This is a genomic window from Caballeronia fortuita, assembly GCF_001544835.2.
Lineage (GTDB): Bacteria > Pseudomonadota > Gammaproteobacteria > Burkholderiales > Burkholderiaceae > Caballeronia > Caballeronia fortuita.
The window spans coordinates 72,459-91,136 of sequence record NZ_FCNX02000002.1 but is presented as its reverse complement, the minus strand read 5'-3'; the positions used below and the strand labels follow the sequence as shown (position 1 = coordinate 91,136).

At 63.1% G+C, this 18,678-nt stretch carries 19 protein-coding genes; 13 read left to right on the top strand and 6 right to left on the bottom strand.

Features of this window, described 5'->3' with window-relative positions:
- Nucleotides 1-53: 53 nt before the first annotated feature.
- Nucleotides 54-1,217 carry an epoxide hydrolase family protein gene (locus tag AWB77_RS04700; RefSeq protein WP_061133245.1) on the top strand — a complete coding sequence of 388 codons (1,164 nt, stop codon included), beginning with the start codon at nucleotides 54-56 and terminating at the stop codon, nucleotides 1,215-1,217.
- 32 nt (nucleotides 1,218-1,249) lie between these two features.
- On the opposite strand, the gene AWB77_RS04695 is transcribed toward AWB77_RS04700, so the two are convergent.
- Complete coding sequence (locus AWB77_RS04695; RefSeq protein WP_061133244.1) at nucleotides 1,250-1,636, bottom strand: MerR family transcriptional regulator; 387 nt, start codon at nucleotides 1,634-1,636, stop codon at nucleotides 1,250-1,252.
- Nucleotides 1,637-1,725: 89 nt separating this feature from the next.
- On the opposite strand from AWB77_RS04695, the gene AWB77_RS04690 reads away from it, so the two are divergent.
- The 3 genes from AWB77_RS04690 to AWB77_RS04680 all read left to right on the top strand — a co-directional run bounded on the left by AWB77_RS04690 (nucleotide 1,726) and on the right by AWB77_RS04680 (nucleotide 4,560).
- Nucleotides 1,726-2,634 carry an alpha/beta fold hydrolase gene (locus AWB77_RS04690; protein WP_061133243.1) on the top strand — a complete coding sequence of 303 codons (909 nt, stop codon included), beginning with the start codon at nucleotides 1,726-1,728 and terminating at the stop codon, nucleotides 2,632-2,634.
- 25 nt (nucleotides 2,635-2,659) lie between these two features.
- Nucleotides 2,660-3,553 (top strand): alpha/beta fold hydrolase, encoded by an 894-nt coding sequence (locus AWB77_RS04685; protein ID WP_061133242.1) that lies wholly within the window; start codon nucleotides 2,660-2,662, stop codon nucleotides 3,551-3,553.
- A 95-nt stretch (nucleotides 3,554-3,648) separates the two neighbouring features.
- Nucleotides 3,649-4,560, top strand: a complete 912-nt coding sequence (locus AWB77_RS04680; RefSeq protein WP_061133241.1) for a LysR family transcriptional regulator — start codon at nucleotides 3,649-3,651, stop codon at nucleotides 4,558-4,560.
- Nucleotides 4,561-4,569: 9 nt separating this feature from the next.
- On the opposite strand, the gene AWB77_RS04675 is transcribed toward AWB77_RS04680, so the two are convergent.
- The 5 genes from AWB77_RS04675 to AWB77_RS04655 all read right to left on the bottom strand — a co-directional run bounded on the left by AWB77_RS04675 (nucleotide 4,570) and on the right by AWB77_RS04655 (nucleotide 11,031).
- On the bottom strand, nucleotides 4,570-5,874 hold the full coding sequence (locus AWB77_RS04675; protein ID WP_061133240.1) for an MFS transporter: 1,305 nt from the start codon (nucleotides 5,872-5,874) through the stop codon (nucleotides 4,570-4,572).
- Nucleotides 5,875-5,973: 99 nt separating this feature from the next.
- Nucleotides 5,974-6,783, bottom strand: a complete 810-nt coding sequence (locus AWB77_RS04670; RefSeq protein WP_061133239.1) for a class II aldolase/adducin family protein — start codon at nucleotides 6,781-6,783, stop codon at nucleotides 5,974-5,976.
- A gap of 161 nt (nucleotides 6,784-6,944) precedes the next feature.
- Nucleotides 6,945-8,627, bottom strand: a complete 1,683-nt coding sequence (locus tag AWB77_RS04665; RefSeq protein ID WP_061133238.1) for a tannase/feruloyl esterase family alpha/beta hydrolase — start codon at nucleotides 8,625-8,627, stop codon at nucleotides 6,945-6,947.
- A gap of 53 nt (nucleotides 8,628-8,680) precedes the next feature.
- The gene (locus tag AWB77_RS04660) at nucleotides 8,681-9,679 is read right to left on the bottom strand and encodes a hypothetical protein (RefSeq protein ID WP_061133662.1); all 999 of its coding nucleotides are present in this window, start codon (nucleotides 9,677-9,679) and stop codon (nucleotides 8,681-8,683) included.
- Nucleotides 9,676-11,031: an MFS transporter gene (locus AWB77_RS04655; RefSeq protein ID WP_061133237.1), complete on the bottom strand. Its 1,356-nt coding sequence runs from the start codon at nucleotides 11,029-11,031 to the stop codon at nucleotides 9,676-9,678. The genes AWB77_RS04660 and AWB77_RS04655 overlap by 4 nt, the downstream gene beginning before the upstream one ends.
- A gap of 115 nt (nucleotides 11,032-11,146) precedes the next feature.
- Here AWB77_RS04655 and AWB77_RS04650 point away from each other — a divergent pair, with 115 nt between their 5' ends.
- From AWB77_RS04650 to AWB77_RS04610, 9 genes are all read left to right on the top strand, one after another.
- Nucleotides 11,147-12,046, top strand: coding sequence for a LysR family transcriptional regulator (locus AWB77_RS04650; protein WP_061133236.1), 900 nt, complete (start codon nucleotides 11,147-11,149; stop codon nucleotides 12,044-12,046).
- A 143-nt stretch (nucleotides 12,047-12,189) separates the two neighbouring features.
- Nucleotides 12,190-13,008: an ABC transporter permease gene (locus AWB77_RS04645; protein ID WP_061133235.1), complete on the top strand. Its 819-nt coding sequence runs from the start codon at nucleotides 12,190-12,192 to the stop codon at nucleotides 13,006-13,008.
- A gap of 31 nt (nucleotides 13,009-13,039) precedes the next feature.
- Nucleotides 13,040-14,044 carry an ABC transporter substrate-binding protein gene (locus AWB77_RS04640; protein WP_061133234.1) on the top strand — a complete coding sequence of 335 codons (1,005 nt, stop codon included), beginning with the start codon at nucleotides 13,040-13,042 and terminating at the stop codon, nucleotides 14,042-14,044.
- 25 nt (nucleotides 14,045-14,069) lie between these two features.
- A complete protein-coding gene (locus tag AWB77_RS04635; RefSeq protein WP_061133233.1) occupies nucleotides 14,070-14,561 on the top strand; it encodes a MaoC/PaaZ C-terminal domain-containing protein in 492 nt (163 codons plus the stop codon).
- Between the two features lie 11 nt (nucleotides 14,562-14,572).
- The gene (locus tag AWB77_RS04630; RefSeq protein ID WP_244158430.1) at nucleotides 14,573-15,433 is read left to right on the top strand and encodes an ABC transporter ATP-binding protein; all 861 of its coding nucleotides are present in this window, start codon (nucleotides 14,573-14,575) and stop codon (nucleotides 15,431-15,433) included.
- Nucleotides 15,430-16,215, top strand: a complete 786-nt coding sequence (locus tag AWB77_RS04625; protein WP_061133232.1) for an enoyl-CoA hydratase/isomerase family protein — start codon at nucleotides 15,430-15,432, stop codon at nucleotides 16,213-16,215. The genes AWB77_RS04630 and AWB77_RS04625 overlap by 4 nt, the downstream gene beginning before the upstream one ends.
- Nucleotides 16,212-16,940 (top strand): DUF4286 family protein, encoded by a 729-nt coding sequence (locus tag AWB77_RS04620; protein ID WP_061133231.1) that lies wholly within the window; start codon nucleotides 16,212-16,214, stop codon nucleotides 16,938-16,940. Before AWB77_RS04625 ends, AWB77_RS04620 begins: the two co-directional genes overlap by 4 nt.
- Entirely contained in the window at nucleotides 16,840-17,784 is a 945-nt protein-coding gene (locus tag AWB77_RS04615) for an IclR family transcriptional regulator domain-containing protein (RefSeq protein WP_082852582.1), read from the top strand. Before AWB77_RS04620 ends, AWB77_RS04615 begins: the two co-directional genes overlap by 101 nt.
- 3 nt (nucleotides 17,785-17,787) lie before the next feature.
- Complete coding sequence (locus tag AWB77_RS04610; protein WP_074168845.1) at nucleotides 17,788-18,675, top strand: aldo/keto reductase; 888 nt, start codon at nucleotides 17,788-17,790, stop codon at nucleotides 18,673-18,675.
- Nucleotides 18,676-18,678: the final 3 nt, after the last annotated feature.

The following is an 18,678-nucleotide window of genomic DNA, read 5'->3' as shown; positions in this document are numbered from 1 at the left end:
TGGCAGAATCGGATGCAATGAAAGCTGAATGACCTGTCGATTGGAGCGCGAGAATGGATGCACGGCTGCTGGAAATACATGTCCCTGACAGTCAGATCGACGACCTCAAGCAGCGCCTGCGAAACACTCGCTTCCCTGCAAGTCGCGATGCGCAGCAGTGGGACGATGGCGCGAGCCTCGCCTTCGTTCGACGCCTGACGGACTATTGGCACAGCGAGTTCGACTGGCGCGCGCAGGAAGCACGGCTCAATCGTCTGCCGAATTATCAGGCGACCATCGGCGGATACGACATTCACTTCGTGCATCAGAAAGGCAAGGGACCAGCGCCGATGCCGCTCGTGATGACGCATGGCTGGCCGGGCTCGTTCATCGAAATGGAGCGCGTGCTGCCGCTTCTGACGGACCCCGCATCGCATGGCGGCGATCCTGCCGATGCTTTCCATGTCGTCGTGCCTTCGTTGCCTGGCTTCGGTTTCTCTTCGGCGTTGGGCGCTTCGGGGAGTGGAGCACACGGCGTCGCCGGATTATGGCTCGACCTGATGACCGGGCTTGGCTATGACCGTTTCGGGACGCAGGGCGGCGATATCGGCGCGGCGGTTTCGATGTGGCTCGCGCGCCGCTTCCCCGAACGGATGATCGGCGCGCACGTCAACTACGTGCCCGCAGGCTTTCGGCCAGCGATAAACGACAGCACGCACCCGCTGACCGATGAGGAACGCGCCTATCTCGATGCCGTCGCAGCCTCGGTGAGCACCGAAGGCGCGTATGCGGCGATTCAAGGCACCAAACCGCAAACGCTGTCCTACGCGATGACGGATTCTCCCGTCGGCCTGGCTGCGTGGATCGCGGAAAAATTCCGGACCTGGAGCGATTGCAATGGCGATATCGAAAGCGTCTTCACGATGGATCAACTACTCACCGACATCTCGCTCTATTGGTTCGGCCACACGCTCGACGCGTCGTTTCATATCTACAAGGAGAACCGGCAGCGTCCGCTGACATTCGATCCTTCGGAACGCGTGACAACGCCGTTGGGCGTGGCGGTGTTTCCGCGCGAGTTGCCGATGCCTCCGCGTTCCTGGCTGGAACGCGTCTTCGATGTTCAACGCTGGGCCTCGATGCCGCGTGGCGGACACTTCGCGGCGCTCGAGCAACCGGAACTGCTGGTGGAAGAGATTCGCGCGTTCTTCCGGCCGCTGCGCGATGCCGTCGCGTAGGGCGTAGACGGCTGCGCGAAGCGTTATCCGCATCAATCGACGGGCGGCACCGCACCTTCGAGCAATGTCTTGACGAGCCTCGCGCGACGCTTCTCGAGATCCGCGATCTGCCGATCGATGGCTTCGAGCCGTTCACGCTGGACATCGGTGATTTGATCGCAGGAACGTGCGCCTTCGATCAGCAGCATGCAGTCGGGAAAGCCGCGAATATCGTCGATGGTAAAGCCGGTCGCGATCATGCGTTGAATCTGCTTGACCTGCGTGACGGCTTTCTCGGGAAACATGCGATAGCCATTGCTCGCACGTACCGAAGCGAGCAGACCGTGTTCGTCGTAATGCCGGATGGATCGCACGCTCGCGCCGGTGCGTTGCGAGAGTTGACCGATCGTCAGCGGTTCATCAGCGGGAGCGTTTCTCATGTCAAGCAGGCTAGCACGATATCGCTTGACTCTCACACCAGTGTGAACGTTCAAACTAAGGCTCACCGATACCTCTTTCAGGAAAGGCAATGAGCTTGCGAACGTGTTCTCACTTTTTGATTTCGATGCTTTCGGCGACGATGCTCGTCGCAGCCGCGCCCGATGCCATCGCGGCGCCACACAGTTACACGGTGTCATCGACGGATGGCGTGAAAATCGCGGTACAGGAAAGCGGTGATCCCGACGGACCGCCGATCATTCTCGTGCACGGACTGCTCGGCAGCCGCCTGAACTGGGAGGCGCAGGTGCAGAGTCCGGCATTGCGCTCATATCGGATCATTACTTACGATTTGCGCGGCCACGGTCTGTCGGACAAACCCGCTGGTGCCGCCCCTTATCACGACGGCAGCCGTTGGGCCGACGACCTCGCCGCCGTGATCCAGGGCTCGCATGCGCAGAAGCCCGTCGTAGTGGGCTGGTCGCTCGGTGGCGTGGTGATATCGAACTATCTCGCGCGATATGGCGATGGCGCGATTGCGGGCGCGGTGTATGTCGACGGCGTGGTCGAGCTCGCTGCGGGACAGATCGTCGATCATCCCGGCGTGTATCGCGACATGAATTCGCCCGACCTGAAAACGCATCTCGATGGCGAGCGCACGTTCGTCGGCCTGTGTTTCAATCATCGGCCCGACACGGAGACATTCAATCGACTGCTCGCGAATGCGGCGATGGCATCATGGGACATGCAAAAGGAAGTGCCGACAATGACGGTCTTCGCCGCCGATGGGCTCGGCAAGGCGCGCGTACCGCTGCTCTTCATCTACGGCGCTCAGGACGCGCTGGTCGATACGCACGCGACGCTGGCCCGCGCGGCTGCACTGAATCCGCGCGTGGTCAGCAAGGTGTATGCGGATTCGGGACACGCGCCGTTCATCGAGGAAGCCGAGCGTTTCAATCGCGATCTGGCGGAGTTCGTCACGTCGGTATCGCAGCGATGAAGTCATGGTTTGAGAGGATAGGCTGATGGCGCACGAAGTCGAGCATGACTTTTTTCCGGGCCTCGCGAGGCTCGAAGTCGAAGCGGGCGATGTTGCGTTTCGCGGCCGGATCGGCGGAAGCGGATCGCCGGTTCTGCTGTTGCACGGCTATCCGCAAACACACATCGCGTGGCGGTTCATCGCGCCGGCGCTCGCGCGGTCGCACACCGTCGTCGTGCCGGATTTGCCGGGCTACGGCGACAGTCGAACGCACGACGATCAGCCGCGATGGACCAAGCGTCGCGTAGCGAGCGCGCTCGTCGCGTTGATGCATACGCTCGGACACGAGCGTTTCGCGGTCGTCGGGCACGATCGCGGCGCGCGGGCCGGATACCGGCTTGCGCTCGATCATCCGCAGCGCGTGAGCGCATATGCGTCGCTGACCGTGATTCCGACGCTCGATGCCTTCGCTGCCATCGACAAGACATTCGCCCTGAACGCGTGGCACTGGTTCTTCCTGGCGCAGCCGGGCGATCTGCCGGAGCGCATGCTCGCCGCCGATCCCGATGGTTTTCTCGACCGCGCGCTAGAGAAGATGGCGGGCGGTCTCGATCGCATCGATCCTCTGGCGCTCGACGCATATCGAACCGCGTTCAGGGATCCGCGCGTGCGCCACGCGATGTGCGAGGACTATCGCGCTGCGGCATCGGAAGACATCGAACACGATTCGATCGACGCGGGCGCGGGTAAAAGGCTCGCCTGTCCGGTCCTCGTATTGTGGAGCGAGCGTGAGCAGAAGGGGCGCAACACGTTGCCTCTCGATGCATGGTCACGATGGGCAACGAACGTAACGGGCAAGGGATTGCCCGGCGGTCATCTGCTGCCTGAGGATGCGCCCGATGAAGTGCTGGCGTCGCTTGAGCAATTCCTCGCCGGATAGTTTTGCAAGCGATCATCCGTGCAATTCCCGATATAGAAGCGCGCAGGCGCTGGCTAAGATGCCTGGTTGATCATCGCTTATAGCGCACTGCGTACATGAAGGACGAACGCCTCGTCGAGATGAGGATTTTCAAGGCCGTCGCGGAAACCGGCGGCTTTACCGCCGCGGCGCTCATGCTCAATCTGCAGCAGCCGTATGTGAGCCGCGCGGTTTCGGCGCTCGAAAAGCGCCTTGGCGTCGCGCTGCTCAGGCGTTCGACGCGCAGTCTTCAGGTCACGCAGGAAGGCAACGAATATCTCGCGCTGTGCAAGCGCATTCTCGACGACATCGACACCGGCGAAGCGCAGCTCGCGCGCGCGGGTCAGCACATGACGGGCAGCATCCGCGTGACGGTGGCGACTTCATTCGGCATGGATCAGATCGTGCCGCTCGTTCCGGGTTTTCTCGAGCGCTATCCAGGCTTGCGCGTGCGTCTTTCGTTGTCGGATACGCTCGCCGATGTCATCGGTGAAGGATTCGATGTCGCCATCCGCATGGGAAGCCTGCAAGATTCGAATCTGGTGAGCCGCAAGCTGTGTCATCTGCAACGCGTCGTCACCGCGTCGCCTGCGTATATCGCACGGCACGGCGTGCCCTCGGTGCCGGCCGATCTCGTCGACCACAACTGCCTGATGTGGGAGCCGCCGATGGATCATCTGAACCATTGGCCGTTCGTGGTCGGCGGCGAGCGCACGTCGATGCTCATCAACGGCAACTTCCAGACGAGCAGCGGCGTGAGTTCGGTCTATATGTGTCTCGCCGGCGTCGGCATCACGCGCATGGCCGAGCATATGGTGCTTCCATCGATTCGCAGCAACATGCTCGTGCCGCTTCTGACCGACTTCCAGCCGAACGACGAAACCGCGATCTATGCGCTGTATCCGCGCGATTCGTCGCTGCATCCGCGCGTGCGGGCATTCATCGATCACGTCACGGAAAGGCTCAGGCGGCCGCCTTGGGCCGCCTGAGCGATTGCTTTACTTGTCGTCGAGCGTCTTCGGCAGAAGCATCGTCATGAATGCGCCGAACACGAGAAACGCGGAGATCACGTACATGCCGATTTCCGCGTGACCGACCATCACGTTGAGCAGGCCGACGAGATAGGGCGAGATGAAGCCCGCGATATTGCCGACGGAGTTGATGAACGCGAGTGCCGCCGCCACCGATGCGCCGACAAAGAGGCTCGTCGGCAGCGCCCAGAAGAGCGCGACGCAGGAGTAGATGCCCGCCGCCGCGACCGACAGGCATACCGTCGTCACGATCGGTCCCGCCGAAAGCCACATGCTCGTCGCAAGTCCCACTGCTCCGATCAGCATGAAGAGGGCGAAGTGCACGCGCCGTCCGCCGGTTCGATCGGCGCTGCGATTCGACAGATAAAGCGCGATCGCCGCCACGATGTTCGGCACCGCCGAATACAGGCCGATGGAGAACGGATCGAGCACGCCGCTGCGCTTGATGAGCGAAGGCATCCAGAAGCCGAGCGCATAGAGGCCCATGATGAGGCAGAAGAAGATCGCGCAAAACCACCACAGCTTGCGGTTGGCGAGAAACGCGCGCACGCTCGGATGATCGATCTTGCCCGCGTTCTCCGCGCGGATTTCGGCGAGCACGTTCGCGCGCTCGTCCTCGGTGATCCATCGTGAATGCGCGGGATTGTCGTCGAGAAAGGCAAGCACGACGAACGCGAGCACGACAGCCGGAATCGCTTCGATCAGAAAGAGCCATTGCCACGCGGCCAGATACGTGTTGCCGGAGAACGCGTGCAGGATGTAGCCGGAGATCGGCCCGCCGATGACGAACGCGAGCGGCGCGCCCATCACGTAGATGGACATCGCCCGGCCGCGATAGCGCGCAGGAAACCAGAGCGTGAGCAGATACATGATCGCGGGCGCGAAACCGGCTTCGGCCGCGCCGAGCAGAAAGCGCGCGACGTAGAACTGCATCGGCGTCTGCACGAACATCATCGCGGCGGAGATGATGCCCCACGTCAGCATGATGCGGGCGATCCACTTACGCGCGCCGACACGGCGCATGACGAGGTTGCTCGGCACCTCGAAGAAGAAGTATCCCGCGAAGAAGATGCCCGAGCCAAGGCCGTAGATCGCATCGTCGAAATGCAATGCGTCGAGCATCTGCAGCTTCGCGAAGCCTACGTTCACGCGATCGAGATAGGCAACGAGATAACAGACCAGCAACAGCGGCAGCAGTCGCCAGTAGGCGCGGTAGTAAGTGCGGCTCATGTCCGTCTGTCTGACGGCTTCTTCGCCATATAGCGCTTCCATGCGTGTCTCCAATATAGATATTCTTGAGCGCTCTCTTGAACATGCGCGGATCGATTGCGATACCGCGCATGTCACGGCCGGACCCTGAACTCCGGTATATCAGTCCAGGTAATCGGGCTCCTGTTCGTTGATTTCGTAGAGCATGGTCTGGAAGTGCAGCCAGCTGATGAACGAATTGCCCAGATGCCGGTGCGAATACTCCGCAAATTCCGGATCGATCTCGATCGGACGCGATTCGGTCGCGTCCATCAGCAACTGCATCTTGCAGCAATGATCCAGCGCGATAAAGGTCCACACGGCATCGTCGATACTGTGACGGCTGGCCGTCAGCAGCCCGTGGTTCTGATGGATGATCGCCTTGTGATCGTTGAAGGCGTGCGCGATCGGATTGCCCGAATCGTTCGCGACCGGCACCTTGCCCGCGCCATCGCGCACGACGGTATGGCTGCCGTAGAACATGCACGCGTCCTGCGTCACGTAATCGAGCGGCTTGCCCATCGCGGCCCACGCGTCGCCGTTGACCGTATGCGCGTGGCACGAGCCGATGATGTCGGGATTCTCCGCGTGAATCGCCGAATGCAGCACGTAGCCCGCGCGATTCACCGCGTACTTGCCTTCGATCACCGTGCCCGCATGATCGACGAGTATGAGTTGCGATGTCTTCGTGCGCGACCACGGCACGCACATCGGATTGGTCCAGAAGAGTTCCGGATGCTCGGGATCGCGCACCGTCAGATGGCCTCCGAAGCCGAAGCTGAAGCCATGTCGCGCGAAGATGCGGCACGCGGCGGCGAGATGCTCCTTGCGATAGCGGCGTTCCTCGGCGGAGCTCGAGAACGTCGGTTCTTGCGGGAAGATCAGATCGTCCTGTGTCGGGCTGTATATCGAGTCCTTGGCGTCCATCAACATCGTTGCGTCTCCTCGTGAAAGTATGGAGTGTCAGTATAGAAGCTGACTTTCCGAGGATTCAGGGGCTGTCCGGAATAGGATTTATGCAGGCGGACGCCCCCGCGACGACAGCGACGGTGTGGCCGTCGCTTATTCTTCAGGACGATGGCGTCGCCCCGCGTCTACCGATAGACACACGCAAAACTTGCCGCATCGTTCACATCGCCGCCGACGAATTTCGGCCACGCCGGATAACGGCACAGCGGCCGGGTGCGTCCGAGCGTTGCCGTGTTGAGGTCGCTCATCTGCAAGTTCTCGGGCGCAGTACCCGATTCGACCCAGCGATCGAGCGCGGACAGCGAATCGATTGCCGGATGGAACGGCCCCGTTCCATGCCCGACCCCGGGCATCAGATAGAAGCGCACGAAGTCGTCGACCTTGCGGCGTCCGTATCGCCCGACCAGTCCGTTGTAGTAGTCCGTGCTCGAATCCGTGCTGACGATTTCATCGGCGAGGCCATGTGTGATGATGATCTTGCCGCCCCTCGCCGCGAACGCGCCGAGGTCCGTGTTCGTTGCATCGCTCAGCGCCGAAACGGTCTGCACGCGCGATCGGTATGCGCCCGGATCGTACGGATCGAAGGTCAGCGAATCGAATGTCGGCACGCGTGTGACGAAGAACTTGACCCATTGATCGCCCGTCACCCATTGATTCGCGTCGTTTTTGCTGGCGGGATTCGACGGCGTTTTCGACTCACCGAAATCGCGCGTCGTGAACGGTCCCGCAAACACCGAGCCGGCGAGAATGTTGTAGCCCGCATAGCGATGCACGCCGTTGGCGAGCGGATAAGGCAGCAGCAGCGGAGAAGCGATCGTGACGACGGTCGCGAGTTGCGGATCGGAGAGACAACTATCGCCCGCATCCTTGCCGCCCGGACAACGCACCGACGCGAGCACTTTGAGCGCGTGCAGCTTGCAGGCATCGACGTTGGAGATGATGCCGTCGGCCACGCCGTCGAGCGTATCGCATTCCTTCATCACGGCGTTCTGCAGCAGTTCGGTCTTGGCGACGTCGAGCCAGCCCGCGCCGTTGCGCAAATAGAGCGCGCGTCCCAACACGACGTTCGACAGACGCAAGCCCGTGTAATTGAGCGCGGGCCGATTCACGACGATGCCATCGTAATCGCCGGGCCAGCGCTGAATTTCTGTGAGACCGTCGCGGCCGCCCGTCGAGCTGCCGAAGAAGTAACGCTTCGCGGGCATCTGCGCGTAGCGCTTCTCGATGAGCAGCATCGCAACATCGTGCGTCTTCTTCAGGCTCAGGCCGCCGTAGTTGGCGAGCGCCTCGTCGTTGGCCGCGAAGGAGCCATTCGTGATGCTCGAACTCTGATGCCCCGAATCGTCGCCGAACGTAACGTAGCCGGATGCGAGCGGCGTTGGCGTGCCGGTGGGCGCCATGTCGAGCGCGGCGACGCCCGTGATGAGCGTGCCATCGAAACCGCCGCCGCCATAGTGCAGCGACTTGTGGTTCCAGTTGGTCGGCAGGTTCACCTGGAAGTTGATGACGGGCGCTGCCGGATCGACGGGTGCAATGGCGCCGTTCACCTGGCAATACTCGCCGCTCGTTTCGACGAGCGTCGCGGTCGTGATCTTCGCACCGCTCGTCGGCGCGCCGATGGATGACGCCGGAATCGCCATGCCCGCGAGCGCGGCGCATTGTTGCGATGATGTTTGCGTTTGCGTCTGCACGTTTGCGACTGCTGCAGGCGAGCCGCCGGTATCGCCGCCGCATCCGGCGATCGTCATCGAAAGCGCTGCGCATAGCGCACCGAGGGCGAGCGTGCGCCCCGAGGTTCTGTTCATCATCGTCTCCTGTGACGGCACGGATCGAACGCCCGGGCCGGTTGAAAGTGCTGCTCTTATTCGCTCGCGCCGCCCGCATCGCCGGCGACGGATCGCACGAGGCGCGCATCATCGCCGAAGAGCGCGCGTATGCCTGCATCCGATACGAACATCGCTTCGCCGCTATGACCCGCGTCCGGCACTTCGTGATAGCGATGCATCAACCGAGGATGCCGCGCCCGCAGGTACGCGTAATACGCCCGGCCCCGCGCCAGCCGATGCGGACCCTGTGCATTCGCCGCGCACGTGCGATCCAGCGCCGGATGCAGCGGATCGCAATCGCGTTCGCCCAGCAAATACGTCACGTCGCTGCGCGCGTAATGCGCTTCGAGATCGCGCGTGTGCGCGTCGTCGCGTGCGTAGCGCGGCAAGCGGCCAAGGCCGTATTTCCAGTCGTTGACGTCGTCGCATGGAAGGCTCGCCGGATAGGGCCGCGATGCATCGAAATACACATACGACGATGGATTCGCAATCACATGACGCAGCCTCGCCGCACCGCTCGATGCGCGCCCGACGATTGCATAGCGATGCGCCACCTGCGCGCCGCCCGAATGTCCCGCGATCACGATGTCGCGCATCGCCGGATAGCGCGCGTGATCCGCGTAGTGCGCGATCAATGCGTCGAGCACATCGAACGAACTCAGCGCGCACGGACCGGGCGCATCGAGTCCGCCCATCCATGCGGTCCATTCCCAATGCAGCGTGTCGGCATCGAGCGCGTGATGCTCGACATCGGCGGTCGCGAGAAATTGCGGCGCAACGAGCAGCGTCGTTTCGCGCGCCACGGACGATGCATCCAGCGCGCGTTCGACCGTGCGCAGATACGCATCGGCATCGCGCAAACGACCGTGCAACATGATGACGACGCGCTCGACCAACAACATATCCGATGCGCCGCCGAAGAACACCGGCACGCTGCCGTTGCCTCGCGGCGTCGAGATGCGAAAGCGCGCAGCGCCGACCGCGCGCACCGGCGCTTCGTTGCGCGCTCGCGCTTCGTTCACGGGCATCGTCATGAATGCGCGCCGTCCTTCGGCCACAGATTCGGCTCGCGGCACAACCGCCGTCCCGATGCGCTCAGTCCCACGAGCAGCAGCGACACGATGCCCGCGAACATCAGATACCAAGCAGGCACCATGCGCGATCCAGACACGCCGATCAACGTCGAAACCGTCAGCGGCGCGAGGCCGCCGAACAGGGTCACGGCGATGTTGTACGAGAGCGCGACGCCCATCGAACGCGTCGCGGTCGGGAACAGTTGCGTCAACATGCCGGGGTGCGCGCCCGACATCAGACTCAACACGACGGTGGCGATCATCTGCGCGGCGAACACGCGCTCGGGCGTCGGCGCGGCGAGCACCCAGGAGAACAACGGCCACGCCGCGCAGATCCACACGATGGTGATCGGAAAGAAGAGCCGATACGCGCCGAAGCGATCCGCGAGCCTGCCCGCTAGCGGATAGCCAATGATGCCGATCAAACCTGAAATGGCCGTGCCGAGCAGTGCGTTCTTCAGCGGCAGATGCAACTGCCGTTCGACATACAGCGGCATATACGAATGCCACAGGTAGTTGGTCGCCGTGCCGACGATGATGACGCCCATCGCGCACAGCGCCGCATCGCCGCGTTCACGAAAGAAGGCGCGCAACGACTGACGCGGCGCGTGCCCGAGTTGCTGGCGCAATTGCACGAATTCCGGCGATTCGGAGACCTTGTGGCGGATATAGAAGCCGACCGGGCCGACGAGCGCGCCGAGCAGAAACGGCACGCGCCAGCCCCACGAGGTCAACGCGTCGCTGGAGAGATTCGTCGTCAGCAGATAGCCGCACGACGACGACAGCAGCAGCGCGACCGCTTGCGATGTCATCTGAAAACTGCCGAAGAACATCTTGCGGCCGGGCGGGGCATATTCGGTAAGCATCGCGGCGGCGGTCGCGAATTCACCGCCGACCGACAAGCCTTGCAGCACGCGTGCGAAGAGCACCAGCAAGGGCGCAGCAACGCCGATGCTCGCGTAACCCGGCGTGAGACCCATGAGCAATGTGCTAACGGCCATCAGCAGAATCAGCATCGAGAGCGTCTTGCGCCGTCCGTGCCGATCGGCCCACGCGCCGATCGCGATGCCGCCCAGCGGCCGCACGACGAAGCCGATTGCGAACGTCGCGAGCGTCAGCGTGATCGACAGGAAGTTGTTATCTACCGGGAAGAACACATGCGCGATGGTTTTCGCGAAGTAGCCGTAGATCAGAAAGTCGAACCATTCGAGCCCGTTGCCGATGACCGACGCCAGCACCGCGCGGCGCACCTGCGAGTTCGACAGCGGCGGGGCGGCGGCAAGCGGCGCGCCCGTGTTCAGCACGGATTGCATACGTCTCCTTCGATCTTTCTTCGTGTGAACCCAGCTTAAGAAGCGTCGCGCCAAATGTAAAATACATATCGGATGACGTTGCCATATTCATCGGATATACCAAAAGGAAAACACGATGGAATTGCGCCATTTGCGTTACTTCCTCGCCGTGGCGGAAGAGCGGCAGTTCACGCGCGCGGCCGCGCGATTGCACATGCAGCAACCGCCGCTCTCGCAGCAGATCCAGGAACTGGAGCAGGAATTGGGCTTCGCGCTCTTTCTGCGTCAGCCGCGTGGCGTCGAGCTGACCGCGCCCGGCGAAGCGTTCGCCGAACATGCACGCGCGGCGTTGCGCACGCTGGAGCAGGGCGTCGCACATGCGCGGCGTGTGTCGATGGGCGAAGTCGGGCGCGTGCGCATCGCGCTGACGAGCTCGGCGGCGTTTCATCCGCTCGCGACCACGGCGATCCGCGGGTTTCGTGAGACGCATCCGGGCATCTCTGTCGAACTGAGCGAGATCAACGCGGCGGAGATCATCGAGATGATGTCGAATGGCGAGATCGACGTGGCGATCTTGCGCAAGCCCATCGAAACACCCGTCGAGTTGCGCTTCGAATTGCTGGCGCAGGAACGCATGCGACTGGTGCTGCCGCTCGGCCATGCATTGATCGGCACGCGCGCGGTTGCGCTCGATGCGCTTGCCGGCGAGCCGTTCATCTTCGTGCGCAGGCCGGGTGCGCCGGGCATGTACGCGGACTTCATCCGCGCGTGCGAGGCGCGCGGCTTCACGCCGCGTGTTGTCGACGAAGTACCGCGCATGGTGACGGCCATCAATCTCGTTGCGGCGGGCGGCGGTGTGACGCTGGTGCCGGCGTCGATGCAGCGGTATCGACAGGAAAGCGTGCGCTACTGCCGCGTCGCCGGCGACGATGCGTTTCGTGCGCCCTTGCATCTCGTCACGCGCCCACAGACACAGACGCCCGCAGCGGCGCGCTTCAGAGCGATGGTGCTCAAGTTTGGTCAGGTATCGGCGTAACCACACAATTCGCGCACGACACTTCAGACCATTCGCCTTTGGGTTTGCCCCAATGGTCTCGCGTTCAAGATTGAACGACATTCAATCTACGACGCGACTGCGCTTCCATCGCGCGGCGTCGCTTCCTGTTGAGGAGCGTACTTATGGGTCATGCATCGGCGCGCGCGACGGCTGCGCATCCGCCTTCCCAGATTCTCCGCCGAGCGCGGCGCATCGGATGGCTTTGCCTGCCGCCGTCGACTTTCGTTGCACTCATTGTCCTGTGGGCGGTGGCCATTCCGCTGTTCAAGATTCCGCCCTATCTCGTCCCAAGCCCCGGCGGGGTCTTCGCACGCATCGTCACCGACTGGCGCGACATCTGGGCCAACTCGCTGATCACGCTCGCCGAAATCCTGCTGGGCTTCGGCCTGACCGTCGTGACCGCGATTCCGCTGGGCCTCGCCATTGCGCTCTCGCGCGTCGCGAAGCAGATCATTTATCCGCCGCTCATGTTCATGCAGCTCGTGCCGAAGATCGCCGTCGCGCCGTTGTTCCTCGTGTGGCTCGGATTCGGCATGGAGTCCAAGGTGCTGCTGACCGTGCTGATGACGTTCTTCCCGCTGCTTCTAGCAAGCATCAGCGGATTCCAGATTCTGGATACGCGCCTGCTGTATCTGACGAAGTCGATGGGCGCATCGTCGTGGCAGACGTTCCGCTTTCTTCGGCTTCCCGCCGCGTTGCCCGTCATCTTCTCGGGCATCAAGACGTCGGCGACCATCGCTTCGACGGCGGCGATCGTGGCCGAGTTCGTCGGCTCGAACAAAGGGCTCGGCTACGTGTTGCTGAAAGGCACGAGCACGATGGACGTCGAGTTGACGTTCGCCGTCCTCGCGGTCCTGACGCTGATCGGCATCGCGATCAACTATGTCGTCGAATTCGCCGAATGGGCCATGACGCCCTGGCAGCGCGCGAAATTCAACTAATCCAACTACAAACCGCACACGGAGCGCACACATGCATACGACCATCGGCAAACTCGCTTCGGCCACGCTGGCTCTCGCTCTCGCGGCGGGCGTCTGCGGCAGGGCCGTCGCCGATACCGAGGTTCCGTTTCAATTGAACTGGACGGCCGGTGGTCCGAACGCAGGCTTCGCGGCGGCGGCTGCGGAAGGGTTCTACAAGCAGGCGGGGCTCGACGTGAAGATCACCGAGGGCAACGGTTCCGGCAACACGGCGCAGCTCGTCGCGAACGGCCGCGCCCAGCTCGCCTATGCCGATGCAGTCGCGGTGAGCCAGTTGATCGCAAAGGGCGCGCCGATGCGCATCATCGCTACCGTCTATCAGTCCAACCCGAACGAGGTATCGGCGCTGAAGAAGTCCGGCATCAAGTCGATCAAGGATCTCGCCGGACGCAAGGTGGGCGTGCCGTCCGGTTCGTCGCAAACGACGATGCTGCCTTTGTTCCTCAAGGCAAACGGCCTGAAGGAATCGGATGTCACGCTCATCAACATGCCGGTGCCGAGCATGGTGCCCGCACTGTTGCAAGGTCAGGTCGACGCGATCCTCGGATCGATGGATTCGTATCAGATTCAACTGGAAGCGCAGGGCGCGGAACTCGTGAACTTCCGTTTCGCGGACTACGGCGTGCCGACGGTCAGCACGTCGATCTTCGCGACCAATGACTATCTGAAGAGCAATCCCGATGTCGTCAAGAAGTTCGTCGCGGCGAGCCTGAAGGGATGGAGCTTCGCGATGGACCATCCCGACAAGGCGGTGAAGGATCTCAAGACCGTGTTCCCGAACGTCAACGAAAAGCTGGCCGCCGCCGAACTCGCCGCGATCACGCCGCTGTTTTGCAGCGGCGGCGCGAAGAGCGTCGGCAAGGCCGAAGACGCGTCGTGGACCAGGACGCAGGAACTGCTCTCGGAAGTGAAGCTGCTTCCCGCCGGGCAGGACCCGAAGAAGTACTACACCGACGAGTTCCTGCCACCCGCGAATCAGATGCGCGCGTGCAAGTAAATCGAATCGATACGGATACCTGAATATGACCGATGAGCGACGCATTGGATACCGCTATGCGGATCTTCACGAAGGCATGCGATTCCGCAGTCCCGGCCGCACGATCACCGACGCGGACCTCGTAGGCTTCGCGGGCATGACGGGCGACTTTTCGGAGCTCCACACCAGCGACGTCTACGCGAAGAACAGCCAGTTCGGCCGGCGCGTCGCGCACGGCATGCTCGGGCTCGCCTACGCGCATGGCCTCATGTGGGCGCGCACCGGCGAGCTGCGCGAAACCGCGATTGCCTTTCTCGGCATCAACGACTGGAAGTTCGTCGCGCCGCTTTTCATCGGCGACACGATGTTCGTCGACTATTCGATCAAGGAGCTGCGCGACAGCAAATCGAAGCCGACGCAAGCCATCGCGATCTTCGACGTGAAGATCGTGAATCAGGACGGACAGGTCGTGCAGCAGGGCACCAAGGCGCTTCTGTGCTCGAAGGTGCCGCTTGCCGCCGTCGAGCAATCCGCCTGACCGATCACATCATGACCACCGAAACGATCATGCCGACAACCGCAAGCAATGACGTGACGCCGGCCGGTGTGCCGATTCGCATCGACGGCGTGTCCAAGATTTTTGGCGAGGACACGGACAAGCCGTTCCGTGCGCTCAAGTCGCTCAGCATCAACATCGAGGCGGGCGAGTTCGTGTCCGTCGTCGGGCCGTCGGGCTGCGGCAAGAGCACGCTCATGCTGATGGTCGCGGGCTTGCTGGAACGCTCGGAAGGCACGATTGTCGTCGGCAATCGAGCGGTGGACAAGCCCGTGACCGATGTAGGCATCGCGTTTCAGGATCACTTGCTGCTCGAGTTCCGAACGGCAATGGAGAACGTGCTGTTGCAAGCCGACATTCGCGGACTGCCGCGCGACAAGATCGGAGCGCGTGCCCGTGAGTTGTTCGCGCAGTTGCGTCTGCAACATGCCGTCGACAAGTATCCGAGGCAGCTTTCCGGCGGGATGCGTCAACGCGTGTCGTTGATTCGCACGCTCGTCCACGATCCTTCGCTGATCCTGATGGACGAGCCGTTCGGCGCGCTCGATGCGCTCACGCGCCTTCAAGTGCGCATGGATCTCGAAGCGCTGTGGATGCGGCGCCGTCCCACGGTGCTCTTCATCACGCATAGCGTCGAGGAAGCGGTGGGCCTGTCCGATCGCATCTTCGTGATGAGTCCGACGCCGGGCGAAGTCGTCGACGAGATCGTGGTCGAACTGCCGCGTCCGCGTCCGATCGTGCTCGGCGACGCGCCCGAATTTGCCCGCTACGTCGACACCATCTACGGGCACTTCGCGCGCATGGGCGTGCTGCACGGCATCGAAGTGCCGCGCGCCAGCGCGGAGCAGCCATGACAGACGCATCCGAAGGCGCGGTGAACGTGCACGTCGATGGCCGCATCGCGGAGATCGCGCTCGCGAACGGCCCGCTGAATCTCGTCACGCGCGCGTTGCTGCGCTCGCTGAACAAGATCATCGACGAACTCGAAATGCAGGACGATCTGCGTTGCGTGATCGTGCATGGCGGTTCGGCGCGCGCGTTCTGCGCGGGCAGCGACATCAAGGAATTCGTCGACATCTTTGCGGATGCCAGCGAGAAGAAGATCCTCTTCGAGGACATGGTGCTGCGCCGTCTCGCCCGCCTGTCGATGCCGACGATCGCCGCCATCGATGGCCCCGCGCTCGGCGGCGGTCTCGAACTCGCGCTCGCGTGCGATCTTCGCGTGTGCCGCGCGGGCGTCGCGCTCGGTCTCACCGAAGCGCGCCTCGGCGGACTTGCGGGCAATGGCTCGTTGCGGCTCACGCGTCTCGTCGGTCCCGCGCGCGCGAAGGAACTGTTATTCACCGGCGCGACCATCGACGCGGAACGGGCGTTGTCGTGGGGCCTCGTCAACCGGGTCGCGGCGCAAGGCTCCGCGCTTTCGGCTGCGCGCGAGTTGGCGCACGCGATCTGCGCGCGCGGCCCGCTGTCGAATCGCTTCGCCAAGCAACTCGTCGATGCCGCGCTGGACCAGCCGCTCGATGCCGCGTTGTCGTTTTCAACCGTCGTGCAGCAAAAGATCTTCGACAGCCACGATCTACACGAAGGCGCCGCCGCATTTTTTGCCAAACGCGAACCTGAGTTTCTCGGACGATGAACGCGAAAACGGATCAGCCCGCCGACAACCCGATTGCTGGCCCCGCGCTACTAGGCAGCGGCATCGTTCTCGTGTGGAACGACATCGACGAAGCCGGGCGCGAACAGTTCTACGCATGGCACGACAAGGAGCACATTCCCGAACGCCTGGCGATTCCCGGATTCCGGCGCGGCAGGCGGCTTCGTCGTGCGGGGCATTCGCCCGAGTGGCTGACGATGTACGAAGCCGCCGATCTCGATGTCATGAGCTCGCCCGACTACATGGCGCGCCTGAACGCGCCGACGCCGGCGACGACGAAGACGCTCGCGTATTTCCGCAACACGTCGCGCGCGGTGTGCCGGCCCGTGTTCAGCGTGGGTGAGAGCACGGGCGGCTATGTGCTCGCGATGCGCATCGACCGGGCTGAATCGGCGGACGCGACGCCGGAAGCTTATCTGCGGGATGTCGCGTTTCCGCAAGCGATGGCATCGACCGGCGTGCTCGCGTGTCATCTGTTCGCATCGGATCAGGCGAGCTTTCTCGATACCGAAGAGTCGCGCACCCGCACGTTCGATGTGCCCGCGTGGATTGTGCTCGTCGAGGCATCGACGGAAGAGGCCGCCGAACGCGCGCGCGAATGGATCGATGCCCCGCAACTGCGCGACGCCGGATTGCGGCCGAGAGCCGACGCCGCGGTCTATACGCTCGAGATATGCCGGTTGGGCGCTGCATCGCGTGCGCCCTGAATTCAACCTGGTCAACGGAATCACTATGTCGCACATTCCAGCGGAGCGGTGCCTGGACATCATCGGGCTTCTTGCTGAGGGTGCCAACATGCTGCCCCTCGGAGAGATCGCGGATCGTCTGTCGTTGCCGAAGAGCGGCGCGCATCGGCTGCTCTCGACGCTCGTCGATCTGGGCTGGGTCGCGCAGGAGCCGGACACGAGCTTCTATCGGCTGACGATGCGTCTCGCGGTCATGGGGCAAAGGTTCTACGCGGCCACCGGCATTCCCAACATCTGCCAGCCGGTACTCGACCGGCTCGCGCAGGAAACGCGCGAGTTCGTGCGCCTCGCCGTCGCCGATGGCGATACGCTTGTCTGGCTCGCGCAGGCGCAGGGCGCGACCGCCGGTCTCATCTACCAGCCGCCGAGTTCCGCGACGGGGCGCGTCACCGTGTACTCGACGGCGACCGGCAAAGCGTGGCTATCGACGATGCCTCGCGAACGCGCGATCCAGATCGTCACCGACATGGGCTTCAGCGATGTGGACAGGCAAGGGCCAAACGTCGTGCGATCCATCGACGATCTCTTGAAGGAACTCACGCACACCGAGCAGCGCGGTTACGCGATCGCGGTCAGTGAAGCGGAGCCTGGCGTGTCCGCGCTCGCGGTGCCGATACGCGTGAATGGCACGGGCCCCGCACTCGGCACTGTCAGCGTCGCGGGTCCGAGCGTGCGCATGACGGCCGCGCAGATCGAAGCGATCGCGCCGAGGCTGCAAAACACGGCCGTCGAACTCGCCGGGCTATGGCCGTTGCGACCGAGCGGCACCGGCCTGCCCGACCGGCGGCCCGCACGCGTCGCGTGACCGATGATGCAACCGCCCGCTATCGAATCGTCGCGCGTGGTCGCCGGCATGTGGCGCGTCATGCGCTGGAACATGTCGCGCGAGGCGCTCGCGGCGTTCATCGAAGAATGCGTCGCGATGGGCGTGACGAGTTTCGATCACGCCGATATCTACGGCGGCTACGAAGCCGAAGCGTTGTTCGGCGATGCGCTGGCGTCGCGCCCGGGCTTGCGCGCGCACATCCAGTTAATAACGAAAGCGGGAATCAAGCTCGTGTCGCCAGCGCGCCCCGGGCATCGCGTGAAGCATTACGACAGCAGCGGGGCGCATCTGCGCGAAAGCGTCGAGCGATCGCTGCGCGCGTTGCGAAGCGAGCGCATCGAACTGTTCTTGCTGCATCGGCCCGATGCGTTGATGGACGCGGAAGAACTCGCGCGCGAAGTCGAACGGTTGAATCAGGAAGGCAAGGTCGGCGCGTTCGGCGTATCGAACTTCGAGGCGCGCGATTTCGATGCGCTCCATGCGCGCCTTCCCCTCGCGACCAATCAGATCGAGCTGTCGCCGTTTATGTCGACGCCGCTCGAAGACGGCACGCTCACCGCGCTGCAAGCGGCGCGCGTCACGCCGATGATCTGGTCGCCGCTCGGTGGCGGCAGATTGTTCGACGAACAGGATCCCGTCGCGGCGCGCGTGCGTGAGACGTTGCAGGCGATACAGCGCGAACGTGGCGTGGCGAGTTGGGTATCGATCGCGTATGCGTGGATTTTCAGGCTGCCGTCGCGTCCGATTGCAATTGCGGGCACGCAGCGCATCGACGGCATGCGCGACGCGGTGAATGCGCTCGATATCGAATTGACGCGCGAAGAGTGGTACGCGATCTGGCAGGCCGCGCGCGGGCGCGAAGTGGATTAGGCG